15 protein-coding genes are annotated in these 13,793 nt (G+C 70.3%); 6 read left to right on the top strand and 9 right to left on the bottom strand.

The genetic code is table 11. The annotated features are described in order from the left end of the window. The first annotated feature begins 10 nt into the window (after nt 1-10). Together ABIC63_RS00865 and ABIC63_RS00860 are read left to right on the top strand one after the other, a co-directional pair. Nucleotides 11-1,108 carry an isocitrate/isopropylmalate dehydrogenase family protein gene (locus ABIC63_RS00865; protein ID WP_354318347.1) on the top strand — a complete coding sequence of 366 codons (1,098 nt, stop codon included), beginning with the start codon at nt 11-13 and terminating at the stop codon, nt 1,106-1,108. Nucleotides 1,109-1,149: 41 nt separating this feature from the next. Continuing rightward, nucleotides 1,150-2,118 (top strand): Bug family tripartite tricarboxylate transporter substrate binding protein, encoded by a 969-nt coding sequence (locus tag ABIC63_RS00860; protein ID WP_354318346.1) that lies wholly within the window; start codon nt 1,150-1,152, stop codon nt 2,116-2,118. 100 nt (nt 2,119-2,218) lie between these two features. Here the strand turns inward: ABIC63_RS00860 and ABIC63_RS00855 are convergent, their stop codons facing one another. The 8 genes from ABIC63_RS00855 to ABIC63_RS00820 form a co-directional block, all read right to left on the bottom strand. Then, nucleotides 2,219-3,730 (bottom strand): tripartite tricarboxylate transporter permease, encoded by a 1,512-nt coding sequence (locus ABIC63_RS00855; RefSeq protein ID WP_294367287.1) that lies wholly within the window; start codon nt 3,728-3,730, stop codon nt 2,219-2,221. Between the two features lie 37 nt (nt 3,731-3,767). Further along, nucleotides 3,768-4,253 (bottom strand): tripartite tricarboxylate transporter TctB family protein, encoded by a 486-nt coding sequence (locus ABIC63_RS00850; RefSeq protein WP_354318345.1) that lies wholly within the window; start codon nt 4,251-4,253, stop codon nt 3,768-3,770. A gap of 176 nt (nt 4,254-4,429) precedes the next feature. Further along, nucleotides 4,430-4,816, bottom strand: a complete 387-nt coding sequence (locus ABIC63_RS00845; protein WP_294367291.1) for a type II toxin-antitoxin system VapC family toxin — start codon at nt 4,814-4,816, stop codon at nt 4,430-4,432. Further along, nucleotides 4,813-5,061 (bottom strand): type II toxin-antitoxin system Phd/YefM family antitoxin, encoded by a 249-nt coding sequence (locus ABIC63_RS00840; protein ID WP_294367293.1) that lies wholly within the window; start codon nt 5,059-5,061, stop codon nt 4,813-4,815. Before ABIC63_RS00840 ends, ABIC63_RS00845 begins: the two co-directional genes overlap by 4 nt. A 63-nt stretch (nt 5,062-5,124) precedes the next feature. After that, nucleotides 5,125-6,501, bottom strand: a complete 1,377-nt coding sequence (locus ABIC63_RS00835) for a HAMP domain-containing sensor histidine kinase (RefSeq protein ID WP_294367295.1) — start codon at nt 6,499-6,501, stop codon at nt 5,125-5,127. Beyond that, nucleotides 6,501-7,217: a response regulator transcription factor gene (locus tag ABIC63_RS00830; RefSeq protein ID WP_294367297.1), complete on the bottom strand. Its 717-nt coding sequence runs from the start codon at nt 7,215-7,217 to the stop codon at nt 6,501-6,503. Before ABIC63_RS00830 ends, ABIC63_RS00835 begins: the two co-directional genes overlap by 1 nt. Then, complete coding sequence (recJ, locus tag ABIC63_RS00825) at nt 7,214-8,965, bottom strand: single-stranded-DNA-specific exonuclease RecJ (RefSeq protein ID WP_354318344.1); 1,752 nt, start codon at nt 8,963-8,965, stop codon at nt 7,214-7,216. Before recJ ends, ABIC63_RS00830 begins: the two co-directional genes overlap by 4 nt. Beyond that, the gene (locus ABIC63_RS00820) at nt 8,962-9,939 is read right to left on the bottom strand and encodes a hypothetical protein (protein WP_354318343.1); all 978 of its coding nucleotides are present in this window, start codon (nt 9,937-9,939) and stop codon (nt 8,962-8,964) included. Before ABIC63_RS00820 ends, recJ begins: the two co-directional genes overlap by 4 nt. A gap of 105 nt (nt 9,940-10,044) precedes the next feature. Here ABIC63_RS00820 and ABIC63_RS00815 point away from each other — a divergent pair, with 105 nt between their 5' ends. From ABIC63_RS00815 to ABIC63_RS00800, 4 genes are all read left to right on the top strand, one after another. Next, nucleotides 10,045-11,301, top strand: coding sequence for a lipoprotein-releasing ABC transporter permease subunit (locus ABIC63_RS00815; RefSeq protein ID WP_294367303.1), 1,257 nt, complete (start codon nt 10,045-10,047; stop codon nt 11,299-11,301). Next, on the top strand, nt 11,294-12,058 hold the full coding sequence (gene lolD, locus ABIC63_RS00810) for a lipoprotein-releasing ABC transporter ATP-binding protein LolD (protein ID WP_294367305.1): 765 nt from the start codon (nt 11,294-11,296) through the stop codon (nt 12,056-12,058). The genes ABIC63_RS00815 and lolD overlap by 8 nt, the downstream gene beginning before the upstream one ends. A 151-nt stretch (nt 12,059-12,209) precedes the next feature. Beyond that, nucleotides 12,210-12,389, top strand: coding sequence for a type II toxin-antitoxin system HicA family toxin (locus ABIC63_RS00805; RefSeq protein ID WP_294367307.1), 180 nt, complete (start codon nt 12,210-12,212; stop codon nt 12,387-12,389). Between the two features lie 26 nt (nt 12,390-12,415). Continuing rightward, nucleotides 12,416-12,811, top strand: a complete 396-nt coding sequence (locus ABIC63_RS00800) for a type II toxin-antitoxin system HicB family antitoxin (protein WP_294367308.1) — start codon at nt 12,416-12,418, stop codon at nt 12,809-12,811. A 26-nt stretch (nt 12,812-12,837) separates the two neighbouring features. Here the strand turns inward: ABIC63_RS00800 and ABIC63_RS00795 are convergent, their stop codons facing one another. Next, nucleotides 12,838-13,743 carry a LysR family transcriptional regulator gene (locus tag ABIC63_RS00795; RefSeq protein ID WP_294367310.1) on the bottom strand — a complete coding sequence of 302 codons (906 nt, stop codon included), beginning with the start codon at nt 13,741-13,743 and terminating at the stop codon, nt 12,838-12,840. Nucleotides 13,744-13,793: the final 50 nt, after the last annotated feature.

Raw genomic sequence — 13,793 nt, 5'->3', positions numbered from 1 at the left:
ACGAGAACCCATGTCCCCCTATCGGATCGCCACCATCGACGGCGACGGCATCGGCCCCGAGGTGTGCCAGTCGGCCGCCCGCATTCTTTCGGAAGCCTGCGGCAGTGCACTGCTGGACTTCGTGCGCTGCGACGGTGGCGCGGCCCATTACGCACGCACCGGCCAGGTGCTGCCCGACGACACCTTCGCGCTGTGCCGCGATTCCGCGGCCATCCTGCATGGCGCTGCAGGGCTGCCCGGTGTGACCTATCCCGACGGCACCGAGGTCGGCAACGACCTGCACCTGCAGCTGCGCTTCCGGCTCGACCTGTATGCCAACGTGCGGCCCGTTCGGCTCTGGCAGGGCGTGAAGTCGCCGCTGGCCGGCTGGCAGGCCGGGCAGATCGACTACGTGATCGTGCGCGAGAACACCGAGGGCCTGTACGCCAGCCGCGGCGGCGGCATCAACCTGCGCGGGGAGGTGGCCACCGACACCATCGTGGTCACCCGCAAGGGCGTGGAGCGCGTGGCCCGCTTCAGCTTCGGCCTGAGCCGCAAGCGCCAGGGCGCGCCGCGCGACGGCAAGCGGCGGGTGACGGTCTGCGACAAGGCCAACATCCTGCGCAGCTATGCCTTCTTCCGCGCGGTGTGCGAGGAGGTGGCTCGCGAGCATGAGGACGTCGAGATCGATTACGCCTATGCCGACGCGATGACGGTCCACCTGGTCAAGCGGCCCGACTTCTACGACGTGATCGTGGCCGAGAACATGTTCGGCGACATCATCTCGGATCTGGGGGCCGCCACCATCGGCGGCATGGGGCTGTCGCCCTCCGCCGAGCTGGGCGAGCACCATGGCCTGTTCCAGGGTGCCCACGGCTCGGCACCCGACATCGCGGGGCAGAACCTGGCCAGTCCGCTGGCCACCATCCTCTCGGGCACGCTGATGCTGCACTGGCTCTCGGAGCGCCATGGCGACGAGCGGCTGGCCGTCGCAGCTCGCCGCATCGAGACGGCCGTCGGCGAGGTGCTGGCCCATGGCGACGCGGTGCCGCGCGACCTGGGCGGCACCGCAAGCTGTACCGAGGTGACCGAGGCCGTGCTGCGCCGCATGGCGCGGGCGCTCGACTGAGCCATCGCCTTTCACTGTCAGAACAAGAACGGAGACCTTTCATGCGCAAGACACCCATCCTTCTCCTGGCCGCGACCCTGACCGGCCTGGCAAGCGCGCCGGCGCGCGCCGAAGGCGCCCCCATCACCATGATCGTGACCGTGCCGCCCGGCGGCTCGTCCGACGCGTTGGCGCGGCTGGCCGCGACCGCGCTGGGCAACCGGCTCAAGCAGTCCGTGGTCGTCGAGAACGTCACGGGCGCGGGCGGACTGGTCGGCATGCAGCGCTTCCTCAAGGCCAGGCCCGACGGCAGCACGCTGCTGTTCATCAACCAGTCGCTCACCATCCTGCCGCACCTGTACAAGCAGGCCGGCTACTCGGCCGTCGCCGACGTGGCGCCGGTCGGCATCGTGGCCAAGGTGCCGATGGTGCTGTCGGTCAGCAATGCCAGCGGCATCCAGGATCTGCCCAGCCTGATCGGCAAGATGAAGAGTGCGCCCGGCACGCTCAACTTCGGGTCGGGCGGGCCGGGCACCACGGCGCACTTCGCGGAGGCGTTGTTCCTGCAGCAGGCGGGCGTGCAGGGCCAACTGGTGCAGTACCGCGGCACCGGGCCTGCGCTGACCGACCTGATGGCCGGCACCATCCATGCCGTGATCGACCAGACCGTGACGATGCTGCCGCTGCACAAGGACGGTCGCGTGCGCGCCCTGGCGGTCTCGGCCGCGGCGCGGGTACCGCAGGCGCCCGACGTGCCCACCTTTGCCGAGGCGGGCCTGCCCGCCTTCGATCTGGCGATCTGGAACGGCGTGGTGGCGCCCAAGGGCACGCCGGCCCCGACGCTGCGGCGCATCGAGCAGGCACTGTCCGACGCGGTGGCCGAGCCCGAACTGCGTGCCCGCCTGGAAAGCCTGGGTGCGCAGGCCCCCACGGCCCAGGAGCGCGGGCCGCAGCACCTGCGCCAGTTGATCGAGCAGGATGCGGGCCGCGTGGAGGCCCTGGCGAAGACCGGCGTCTTCGTGGCCAACTGAGGGCTTCCACCCGGCGCTCGAAACGAAAAAGCCCCGCGGCGTCTGACCGCGGGGCCGTGGGTCCGCTGCCGCAAGGGCAGCGGATGCCTGTCGGGGAGGTCTATTCCTCGACGAAGGCCTCTTCGCGCTTGGCCTTCACCGCCGGCAGCAGCACGATCACCAGCAGCAGGGCCGCAGCGATCAGCAGCCCGGCCGAGATGGGCCGGCTCACCAGCACGCCCCAATCACCGCGCGACAGCAGCAGGGCGCGGCGCAGGTTCTCTTCCATCATCGGCCCCAGGATGAAGCCCAGCAGCAGTGGCGCCGGCTCGCACTTGAGCTTGAGGAAGGCATAGCCCACCACGCCGAACACCGCCACCATCCAGACGTCGAAGGTGTTGTTGTTCTCCGAGTACACGCCCACCGCGCAGAACAGCACGATGGCCGGGAAGAGCCACTTGTAGGGAATGGTCAGCAGCTTGATCCACACGCCGATCAGCGGCAGGTTCAGGATGATCAGCATCAGGTTGCCGATCCACATCGAGGCGATCAGGCCCCAGAACAGTTCCGGGTTGCTGGTCATCACCTGCGGGCCGGGCTGGATGTTGTGGATGGTCATGGCGCCCACCATCAGCGCCATCACCGGGTTGGGCGGAATGCCCAGCGTCAGCAGTGGGATGAAGGAGGTCTGCGCACCGGCGTTGTTGGCCGACTCAGGGCCCGCCACGCCGCGGATGTTGCCCTTGCCGAAGGCCACCTCGCCCGGGGCGCGGCGCATCTTCTTCTCCAGCGTGTACGACGCGAAGGAGGACAGCAGCGCGCCGCCGCCCGGCAGGATGCCCAGCGCCGAGCCCAGCGCGGTGCCGCGCAGCACGGCGGGCGTCATGCGCTTGAAGTCGGCCGCCGTGGGCCACAGGCCCTTGACCTTGGCCGTGAACACCTCGCGCTGCTCGGCCGGCTGCGACAGGTTGCCGATGATCTCGCCATAGCCGAACACGCCCATGGCGATGGCGATGAAGCCGATGCCGTCGGTCAATTCCGGAATGTCGAAGCTGTAGCGGGCCACGCCCGAGTTGACGTCGGTACCCACCAGGCCCAGGGCCAGGCCCAGCAGGATCATGGTGATGGCCTTGAGCAGGGAACCGGAGGCCAGCACCACGGCACCGATCAGGCCCAGGATCATCAGGCTGAAGTATTCGGCCGGGCCAAACTTGAAGGCCAGCTCGGTCAGCGGCGGCGCGAAGGCGGCCAGGATGATGGTGCCCACGCAGCCGGCAAAGAAAGAGCCCAGGCCGGCGGCGGCGAGCGCGGGCCCGGCCCGTCCCTGCCGGGCCATCTGGTAGCCGTCGATCACCGTGACCACGGACGATGATTCGCCCGGCAGGTTGACCAGGATGGCCGTGGTCGAGCCGCCGTACTGCGCCCCGTAGTAGATGCCCGCCAGCATGATCAGCGCCGACACCGGTGGCAGCGCATAGGTGGCCGGCAGCAGCATGGCGATGGTGGCGACGGGGCCGATGCCCGGCAGAACCCCGATCAGCGTGCCCAGCAGGCAGCCGACGAAGGCGTAGACGAGGTTCTGGAAGGTGAAGGCGACGCCGAAGCCGATCGCCAGGTTGTTGAAGAGGTCCATGAGGCCCGTGTTCTTGTATGTCTCTGGAGAAAGGGGATCAGGCGATGAACGTGGGCCAGACCGGGAACTGCAGCTTGAGCGCGACGACGAAGGCGAGGTAGCTGCCCACCGCCAGGATGGTGGCCAGCACCAGCGAGGACTTCACGCTGAAATGGTCCCCCGCCAGGTTGGCGATGAAGGTGAGCGCATAGATGGCCACGATCAGCCCCATGGGCGGCAGGCCGATGCTGGGCAGGCCGCCCAGCAGCACGCCGAAGGCCAGGTTGGCGCCGATGATGAAGACCAGCGGCCGCCAGGCGATGCGACCGATGGGCTCGCCATCGTCGGTGTCCACCGTCATCGCCTTGAGCGTGATCAGCGTGCCCATGATGGCGATGAGCACGCCGACGATGAGCGGAAAGTAGCCCGGGCCCATGCGGGCGCCGTCGCCCACCGTGTACGAGGTGGCGCCCCAGGCGAACGCCACGCCGAAGGCGCAGAACAGCGCGCCCGAAAAGAAATCTCTCTGACTCTTGATCTTCACCCTGCAGGTCTCCTTGATCGTTGATGAGCAATCCGCGCACGGCGGAGGGCCCGCCACAGCCGGGCGGGAAAGCGCGGGCGATCGTAGGAAAGGGGGCGTGCGCCGTGGGTTACCGACACATTGCCATTTGGCAATGTGGGCGCGGGGGAAGGGCCGCTGGCTGAGCCGTCTGGGCTTCAGACGTGCAGGATGCGGTCGCTGTAGAGCGCCACGAGCGGGTCGTGCGTCAGCAGGTGCATGGGTTCGACCAGGGCCTGAGCCACCAGCAGTCGGTCGAACGGGTCTTTGTGGTGAGAGGGCAGCGTCTCCACCTCGATGATGTGCTCGGGCTTGATCGGCAGGAGCTGATAGCCCGCGTCACGGAAGTAGGCCCATGCCTCCTCGCTGCTGACCGGCATGTCGCCTCGGCCGAGCGAATGCTTGATTGCGATCTCCCACAGCGATGCAACGCTCACCCAGACGGTGGCGCGGGGTGACACGATTCGCTCGCGCGCAGCGGGAGAAAGGCGCGGGCTGTCGGCGATGGCCCACAACGCAATGTGGGTGTCCAACAGCAGGTTCAAAGCTTGGTCTCGCCAGCGAACAAAGCGGCCACTTCGGCGTTGTGCGCATCGATCGAGTCCGGCACCTCGAACTTGCCCTTCGCGACACCGATGCGCTTTTGCACGATGGGCTGGTCCACGGGAACGAGCTTGGCGACCGGCCGCCCATGGCGAGCGATGACGATCTCGCTTTCCGCGCCGGCCTCGATGGCCTCGACCAGCCGCGACAGCGACGATTTGGCTTCGAACATGTTGACGGGCTGCATAGGGTGGGTTCCTGGTTAGCTAACCTTAGTCTAAATTGCCGTTTGGCGCTCTACAAGCGCCGATCATTCGTGGTGCAGCGGCTGGACCGGCAACACCAGCCGCATCCGCAACCCCGGCTGCGCGCCCTCGGCCACCAGACGCCCGCCGTGCAGCGCGGCGACGGCGCGCACGTTGGCCAGGCCCAGGCCGTGGCCGGGCAGCTCGGGTTGCAGGCGGGTGAAGCGCTCGCCGATGCGGGCCAGGTCGGCCTCGGGCACGCCGGGGCCGTCGTCCTGCACCTCGACCACGGCCTGGCCGGCGGCCATCGATGTGCCGAGGCGCACGGTGCAGCCGGGGCCGCCGTACTTCAGCGCGTTGTCGACCAGGTTGGCGATGGCACCGGCCAGCAGGTCGCGGTCGCCGTCCACCCACACCTCCTGCGCCGGTTGGCGCAGCAGCCGTGCGCCCTGGCTGTCGGCGACGGCCTCGTACAGCTCCGCGACGTCGTCGGCGATGGTGTGCAGGGCCACGGGCGCGAAGGCGCGGCGGCGGGCGCCGGCCTCGGCCTCGGCGATCTGCAGCAGCTTCTGGAAGACGGTGCCCAGCTCCTGCAATTCGTGCACGGCGCGGTCGATGGCCTCGCGCCGCGCGTCGTCGCCGGTGCCTGGCGCCTGCGCCGCCTGCAGACCCAGCAGGGCGCGCGTGAGCGGCGTGCGCAACTCGTGCGCGATGGTGTTGGAGACATGGCGCACGCCCTCCATCAGTGACTCGATGCGGTCGAGCATGGCGTTGATGTCCTGGCCCAGGCGCGCGAACTCGTCGTCGCCCGATGCCATGTCCACTCGCTCGGCCAGCCGGCCTTCCTCGGCGATGCGCCCGGCCGTGAGGCGTACCCGGCCCACGGCCTGCTCCAGTTCCTGGCGGAACACGAACACGCCGCCCACCAGCAGCAGCAGCGCGATCAGGCCCGCGGCGGCACTGGCGCTGACCACCAGCGATTCAAGCGCCTCCTGGTCGCCCAGGTCGTGGCCGACCACCAGCAGCGCATCGCCCGGCAGGCGACGGACCGCCAGATAGCCCGTGATGGCGCTGCCGCCGCGCAGGGCGCGCTGCTGGCCGTCGCGGTTGCTGGCGGCATCGGCGGGCGGCGCATCCAGGTTGCCGGCCAGGCGCGTGCCGTCGGGCTGCCACAGGCCGTAGAGCTCGGTGTCGGACTGCCGGCCATCGGCCAGCGCGCGGCCGATGGCGGCAACGACGGCGTCCAGGCCCTCCTGCTCGGCGCGTGCCAGCATCTGCGTGGTGGTGGTGCCCACCTGTCGCGCAATGCGCTGGTGCAGCACGCCCACCGTCTGCAGGTACACGATGGCCAGCGCCGCCATCATGGTGATGGCCACGAGCACGGCGTACTGGAAGGCGAGCCGGAAGCCCACCGAGGCCCACAGGCGGCGCCAGGCGCCCATCAGGCGGAAGACTCCCCGGGCTCTGGCGCAGCCAAGCGGTAGCCCACGCCGCGCTCGGTATGGATCAACGGCGGGCCGCCGGCGCCGTCGAGCTTGGTGCGCAGACGGCTGATCTGCACGTCGATCACATTGGTCTGCGGATCGAACTGGTAGTCCCACACGGCTTCGAGCAGCATGGTGCGGGTCATGACCTGGCCCGCGTTGAGCATCAGGCAGGCGAGCAGGCGGAACTCGCGCGGCTGCAGTGCCACCGGCTTGCCGCCGCGCTCGGCCTTGCGCGTGCCCAGGTCCAGCCGCAGGTCGGCCACCTGCAGCACGCGCTGCTCCGGGCCTGGCCGGGCGCGGCGCACCAGGGCCTCGGCGCGCGCCGCCAGTTCGGAGAAGGCGAAGGGCTTGGCCAGATAGTCGTCGCCGCCGGCCTTGAGGCCGCGCACCCGCTCGTCCAGCGCGCTCAGGGCACTGAGCACCAGCACCGGCGTGCGCAGGCCCAGGTTGCGCAGCGTGCCCAGGATGGCGAGCCCGTCGATGTTGTTGGGCAGCATGCGGTCGAGGATGACCAGGTCCCAGGCCTCGCCCGTGGCCCGCGCCAGCGCATCGGCACCGTCGCGGCTGATGGCGACCGTGTGCCCCATGCGGCGCAGGCCGTCGGCGATGTAGCGGGCGTTGGCCTCGTCGTCCTCGACGAGCAGGCAGCGCCAGGGCAGGGTCTCGCTCATCGGGGCAGCTCGGCGCCTTCGACCATCAACCGCAGCCGGCGCACGCCCTGCCATTCGTCGGCGTCGAGCCGGAAGGCCAGGCGCACGCGGGGCGGCAGCGGCTCGGTCTGGCCGAACCAGATGCCGTCCACGGGCTGGCCGGCCAGGCGCAGCTTGAGCGACAGGTGCTTCTCGCCCACCAGCCGCTGCGAGACGACCTCGACCTCGTCGCTGAAGGTGGGCGGCGCAAAGCCCTGGCCCCACACCTCGCGGTGCAGCGTGTCGACGAGCTCCACACGCAGGTACTCGCGGGCGATGGGGCCGTCGGTCTCCAGCCGGCGCGTGAGCGTGGCGGCATCCAGCCATTCGGCCGCGACCTGGGCCAGCGCCCGCTCGAACACCGGGAACTGCTCGCGCGCGATGGTGCAGCCGGCCGCCATGGCATGGCCGCCGAAGCGCAGCAGCACGCCGGGGTGGCGCTTGGCCACCAGGTCCAGCGCATCGCGCAGGTGAAAGCCGGGAATCGAGCGGCCCGAGCCCTTGAGTTCGTGCGACTTGCCCTCGGCGCCGCTGGCCGCGAAGACGAACACCGGCCGGTGGTGCCGGTCCTTCAGGCGCGAGGCCACGATGCCCACCACGCCTTCATGGAACTCGGGGTCGAACACGCTGATGGCGGCGGGCATGCCGGCCTGGGCCTTGTCCTGGCCCTCCACGGCCTGCTGCATGCCGAACAGCGACTCGGCCAGCCGGATGGCCTGCTCGCGCATGCCGCCCTCGATGTCGCGGCGCTCGCGGTTGATGCCGTCGAGCAGCTTCGCCAGTTCGTCGGCGCGGCCGGGGTCGTCGGTCAGCAGGCATTCGATGCCCAGCGTCATGTCGGCCAGCCGACCGGCGGCATTGATGCGTGGGCCCAGGGCAAAGCCGAAGTCGAAGGTCGTGGCCACCTCGGGCCGCCGGCCGGCGGCGCTGAAGAGGGCGGCCACACCCGGCGGCATGGCGCCGGCGCGGATGCGGCGCAGGCCCTGCGCCACCAGTCGGCGGTTGTTGGCGTCCAGCCGCACCACGTCGGCCACGGTGCCCAGGGCCACCAGCGGCAGCAGAGCATCCAGCTTCGGCTGTTGGACACCCGGAACGTTCCAGGCGCCGCGCGCACGCAACTCGGCGCGCAGCGCCAGCAGCACATAGAACATGACGCCCACGCCGGCGATGCTCTTGCTGGCGAAGTCGCAGCCCGGCTGGTTGGGATTGACCAGCACGTCGGCGGCCGGCAGCTCGGCGCCGGGCAGATGGTGGTCGGTCACCAGCACCGCGAGGCCCAGCGCGCGCGCGCGGGCCACGCCCTCCACGCTGGCGATGCCGTTGTCCACGGTCAGCAGCAGTTCGGCACCGGTGGCGGCCACGCGCTCGGCGATGGGCGGCGTCAGGCCGTAGCCGTCGGTCACGCGATCGGGCACCAGGTACTGCACCTGGCGCGCGCCCAGCAAGCGCAGGCCGCGGATCGCCACCGCACAGGCCGTTGCGCCGTCGCAGTCGTAGTCGGCCACCACGCAGATGCGGCGGTCGGCAGCGATGGCGTCGGCCAGCAGGCGTGCGGCGGCATCGGCGCCGCGCAGGCCGGCGGGCGGCAGCAGGCGGGCCAGGCCGTCGTCCAGCTCGTCGGCCGAGGCCACGCCGCGGGCGGCATACAGGCGCGCCAGCAGCGGATGCAGGCCGGCCTGTTCGAGCGCCCAGGCGGTGCGCGGCGGCACGTCGCGGGGAATGATCTTCACAGCGACTCCAGCACGGTGGCGACGTCGGGCGTGCGCTGCAGCCAACGCTGCAGCAGGCCGCGCTGGCCCTGGTAGCGGCGGGCCGTGCGGTCGCCGCACAGGGTCAGCGTCACGGGCTCGCCGGCCCGGCTGCGGGCCAGCCATTGCGCGATGGGGCCGGCGTCGAGCGCGGCCCAGGCGGCGGCCCAGGCCTCGCCATGGTCGTCCAGGGCGGCGGGGCGGAGGCGCTCGTCCACGGCGGGCTCGGCCGCCTGCGGGTGCACGACCGCCGCGCGGCCGGTGCCGCTGAACCACAGCGAATTGACCAGCAACTGGCGGCGTTCGCCACGCGCGTCGTTGACCGGGTGGTTGTAGAGCAGCATCTGCATCTCGTTCTGCAGCCGCCGCAGCGTGCGGGCGCCGTCGGCCATGGGCAGCCAGGCCTCCAGCGGCTGGCCGATGGCGCGGTCGAGCGAGGCCGTGGGCAGCTGGTCGAACACCGGTCCGCTGGCCAGCCAGGTGCCGGGCGCGTCGGTGGCGAAGAGATGGATGTCGTCCTCTTCGAAGAAAGGCCGCACGGCGGCCAGCAGGGCCTGCGATTCGGTCGGCTGCACGCCCAGGTGCGAGGGATCGATCAGCACCACCTCGCTCATGCCGGCCTGCCAGTGGCACAGCGTGACCCAGGCCCAGGCCTGGTCGGTGGCGCCGGGCAGGCCGGCGCGGCGGGCCGCCTGCGCGGCCCAGGGCAGGGTGCCGTCGGCGGCGGGCGGCAGGCCCAGCGCGGCGGCGCGGGCGCGCTCGTGCGGCGGGGTGAGGCTCTGCTCTTCCTGCACATCGGCCGCGGCCTCGGGCAGGCGGGCGAGCAGGGCGGCCAGGTTGGGCAGCTTCAGGCCGGGCAGGGCGGCCTGGCAGGCAGGCGTGCTGCGCCCGGCGAAGGGGACGATCAGGTGCAAGGGGGAGGAGGAAGCGGGATGCGCGTCGGCGGAAGGCGACATGCGCGGTATTGTCGCGTCCGACGCGGGGGCTCGCGGGCCAATGCCACAATGCCCGGCCCGGCTTCCCGGGGGCTTCCGGCGCCATGCGGCGCTGTCTTCGCATCCATGGCTCTTCCCTACGAACTGCAGCTGGGCTGGCGCTACACACGCGCTGGCCGGGCCACCCGCCGCAACGGCTTCATCTCCTTCATCTCGGGCGTTTCGATGGCGGGCATCGCGCTGGGCGTGGCCGCGCTCATCATCGTGCTGTCGGTGATGAACGGCTTTCAGAAGGAGGTGCGCGACCGCATGCTGGGCGTGGTTTCGCACATCGAGATCTTCTCGCGCGACGGCCAGGCGCTGCAGGATCTGCAGCCCATCATGGACGCGGCCCGCAAGAATCCGCAGGTCATCGGCGCTGCGCCCTTCATCGCCAGCCAGGCGCTGGTCGCCCGCGGCGAAGACATGAAGGGCGCGCTGGTGCGCGGCATCGAGCCCAGGCTCGAACCCGAGGTCACCGACTTTTCGAGCACCGCGCAGAAGGGCGCGCTCGACCGGTTGGTGCCGGGCCAGTTCGGCATCGTGCTGGGCGCCGAGCTGGCGCGCCAGCTCTATGTGCGCGACGGCGACCAGGTGACGCTGATCGCGCCGGGAGGTCAGGTCACGCCGGCCGGCGTGGTGCCGCGCCTCAAGCAGTTCACCGTGGTCGGCACCTTCGATTCGGGCCACTACGAGTACGACTCGGCCCTGGCCATGATCCACGAGCAGGACGCGGCCAAGGTCTTCCGCCTCGAAGGGCCCACCGGCATCCGCCTGAAGCTCAAGGACCTGAACCAGGCCCGCGAGGTGGCCGACGAGCTGGCCAAGACGCTGCCGGGGCAGTTCCTCATCCGTGACTGGACGCGCCAGAACAAGACCTGGTTCTCGGCCGTGCAGGTCGAGAAACGCATGATGTTCATCATCCTCACGCTGATCGTGGCCGTGGCCGCCTTCAACCTGGTGAGCACGCTGGTGATGACGGTGACCGACAAGCGCGCCGACATCGCCATCCTGCGCACGCTGGGCGCGAGCCCGAAGAGCATCATGGGCATCTTCGTGGTGCAGGGCGCCATGGTGGGCGTGATCGGCACCTTCGCCGGCCTGGGGCTGGGCCTGCTGGTGGCCTACAACATCGACATCATCGTGCCGGCCATCGAGCGGCTGCTGCACACGCACTTTTTGCCGCAGGACATCTACCTCATCAGCCGCATGCCCAGCGACCCGCAGCGCAGCGACATCATGCCCATCGCCATCATCTCCCTGGTGCTGGCCTTCGTGGCCACGCTCTACCCCAGCTGGCGCGCCAGCCGCGTGAACCCGGCGGAGGCCCTGCGCTATGAATAAGGCCCCCACGCTTCCTGCTTCGCATGGTGCGCTGCCCCCCGAGGGGGCGCTGCCCGCCTTGGGGCGGCCCGGCGACGGGCACCCCGCCGTCGTGCTCAAGGCCCGCGGCCTGACCAAGCGCTTCCACGAAGGCCGCATCGACCTCACCGTGCTGCATGGCGTGGACCTGGACGTGCGCGCCGGCGAGACCATGGCCATCGTCGGCGCCTCCGGCTCCGGCAAGAGCACGCTGCTGCACCTGCTGGGCGGGCTCGATTCGCCCAGCAGCGGCACGGTGGAGCTCAAGGGCCAGCCCATGGGCCGGCTGGACGCTGCGGCCCAGGGCCGGCTTCGCAACCAGTACCTGGGCTTCGTCTACCAGTTCCACCACCTGCTGCCCGAGTTCAGCGCGCTGGACAACGTGGCCATGCCGCTGAAGATCCGCCGCGAAGCGCCCGAGAAGGCCGCCGAGGCCGCCCGCGCCACGCTGGCCGCCGTGGGCCTGGGTCAGCGCCTGTCGCACCGGCCGGCGGAACTGTCCGGCGGCGAGCGCCAGCGCGTGGCCATCGCCCGTGCGCTGGTCACCCAGCCCGCCTGCGTGCTGGCCGACGAGCCCACCGGCAACCTGGACCGCAGCACGGCCGACACCGTGTTCGCGCTGATGCTGCAGCTGGCCCGCGAGCGCGGCACGGCGTTCGTGATGGTGACGCACGACGAGACGCTGGCCGCACGCTGCGATCGCGTGCTGCGGCTGGTGCAGGGGCGGTTGGCGGACTGACGGGCGCTCCGGTATGCGCGCGGCTCAGCGGACTTTTAATCCGTTGGTCGCCGGTTCGAATGCGGCTTCCAGGTGAATGCGAAACCGATGGGAAGGCCGCCGCTGTGTGCGCATTTGCGCAAACTTGCGCAATGTTGTGTAGAGTTGCGCGATGTCAAGCGACGCGGTCATCAAACAGCTCACGGCCGATGGTTGGTATCTGGTTAACACGGTCGGATCGCATCGCCAATACAAGCATCCGACGAAGCCGGGCAAGGTCACGGTCCCGCACCCTAAGAAGGACCTGCCGATCGGTACCGTCAAAAGCATATTGAAACAGGCTGGACTTTGAGTCCTGGGACTATCGAAGGAACGACGATGCTTTATCCCGTCTACGTCCACAAGGACAAGGACAGTGCCTTTGGCCTGACCTTCCCCGATCTTCCAGGCTGCTTCGCCGCCGCAGACGAGTCCGCCGACATTCCCAGTGCAGCGCAGGAGGCCGTGGAGGCCCACTACGGCAGCGACGCTGACCCCATTCCCGCGCCCACGGGCGTCGATCAGTGGGCAGGCAGCAAGGCCTTCAAGGGCGGCTTCTGGATGCTGGTGGACATCGACCTCACCAAGGTGCGCGACAAGGCCGTGCGTGTGAACGTGAGCATGTCCGAAGCGCTGCTGCAGCGCATCGACCAGTACGCGAGCCAGCGCCGCATCTCGCGCTCGGCGTTCCTGGCTGCGGCCGCAGAGCATGAGATGGCCGAGCGCGAGAACTGACGGTGGAGTCGGACGCTGTGAGGCACTCAGTCCCTGGCCTTGCTCCGTTCCAGCAGTAAACCCCGCAGCGTCTCCATCAACGGCGACCACGCCGACCCCGGCCGCGACAGCAGCACCACCGCCCGCGGGATGCGCAGGGCCGCCACCGGCAACTGCGTGAAGCGCTCGGCCGGCGCCAGCTGCATCAGCGAGCGCGGCAGCAGCGTCACCAGGTCGGTGGCGGCCAGCACCGTCAGGTTCATCTCCGACGAGAAGGGCACCTCGACCACGATCTGCGGCGCGGGCAGCCCCTGCCGCGCGTAGACGGCCTCCACGGTGCGGTAGGCGAAGGAATGCTCGGGCCCGAGCATCCAGCCGTAGGCCGCGACGTCCTTCAGCATCGGCCGCGCGAGCCGCGTGAGCGGATGACCCACGCGCACCAGCGGCAGCAGCGGATCGCTGTCGACCTTGGTGCGCTCGGCCGGCAGCGGCAGGCCCTCGTACGCCGGCACCAGGGCCAGGTCCAGCGTGCCGTCCTGCACCTGGGCGGCGAGGGCGTCGGAGCGGTCCACCCGCATCTTCACGCGCAGGCCGGGCCGCATGGCCAGCATGGGTCCGAGCACCGCGGCCATGCGGTTGCCGCCGGTGGTGTCGGTCACGCCCAGGCGCAGCAGGCCGGCCTGACGGGCGCGCATCTCGTCGGCCAGCAGCACCGTGTCGGCATATTCGGCCTGCAGGCGGCGCATCTGCTCGGCCACCCGCAGGCCGGCCGAGGTCAGCCGCACGCCGCGCACGCTGCGCTCGAAGAGCTGCAGCCCGAACTCGCGCTCCACCCGCTGCATCGCCTTGGTCAGCGCCGACTGGGTCACGCCCTGTTCGTCCGCGGCGGCCGAGAGCTGGCCGTCACGGGCCACGGCGAGGAAGTAGCGGATGTCCTGGATCGAGAGATTCATTCCTGGCATTCATGGCAAGGCGGTGGAACGGGAATGCTAGAAGACGCCGC

The sequence above is a fragment of the Pseudacidovorax sp. 1753 genome (genome assembly GCF_040544975.1).
GTDB lineage: Bacteria > Pseudomonadota > Gammaproteobacteria > Burkholderiales > Burkholderiaceae_C > Xenophilus.
Note: the sequence above shows the minus strand (reverse complement) of the source record. Positions and strands in the feature narration are given on the sequence as shown.

Excerpts from the sequence above, each read along its gene's own strand:
- ABIC63_RS00865 (WP_354318347.1), top strand. The coding sequence starts at position 11 with ATGTCCCCCTATCGGATCGCCACCATCGACGGCGACGGCATCGGCCCC.
- ABIC63_RS00860 (WP_354318346.1), top strand. The coding sequence starts at position 1,150 with ATGCGCAAGACACCCATCCTTCTCCTGGCCGCGACCCTGACCGGCCTG.
- ABIC63_RS00855 (WP_294367287.1), bottom strand. The coding sequence starts at position 3,730 with ATGGACCTCTTCAACAACCTGGCGATCGGCTTCGGCGTCGCCTTCACC.
- ABIC63_RS00840 (WP_294367293.1), bottom strand. The coding sequence starts at position 5,061 with ATGCAGCCCGTCAACATGTTCGAAGCCAAATCGTCGCTGTCGCGGCTG.
- ABIC63_RS00835 (WP_294367295.1), bottom strand. The coding sequence starts at position 6,501 with ATGGGCGCCTGGCGCCGCCTGTGGGCCTCGGTGGGCTTCCGGCTCGCC.
- ABIC63_RS00830 (WP_294367297.1), bottom strand. The coding sequence starts at position 7,217 with ATGAGCGAGACCCTGCCCTGGCGCTGCCTGCTCGTCGAGGACGACGAG.
- ABIC63_RS00820 (WP_354318343.1), bottom strand. The coding sequence starts at position 9,939 with ATGTCGCCTTCCGCCGACGCGCATCCCGCTTCCTCCTCCCCCTTGCAC.
- ABIC63_RS00815 (WP_294367303.1), top strand. The coding sequence starts at position 10,045 with ATGGCTCTTCCCTACGAACTGCAGCTGGGCTGGCGCTACACACGCGCT.
- lolD (WP_294367305.1), top strand. The coding sequence starts at position 11,294 with ATGAATAAGGCCCCCACGCTTCCTGCTTCGCATGGTGCGCTGCCCCCC.
- ABIC63_RS00805 (WP_294367307.1), top strand. The coding sequence starts at position 12,210 with ATGTCAAGCGACGCGGTCATCAAACAGCTCACGGCCGATGGTTGGTAT.
- ABIC63_RS00800 (WP_294367308.1), top strand. The coding sequence starts at position 12,416 with ATGCTTTATCCCGTCTACGTCCACAAGGACAAGGACAGTGCCTTTGGC.
- ABIC63_RS00795 (WP_294367310.1), bottom strand. The coding sequence starts at position 13,743 with ATGAATCTCTCGATCCAGGACATCCGCTACTTCCTCGCCGTGGCCCGT.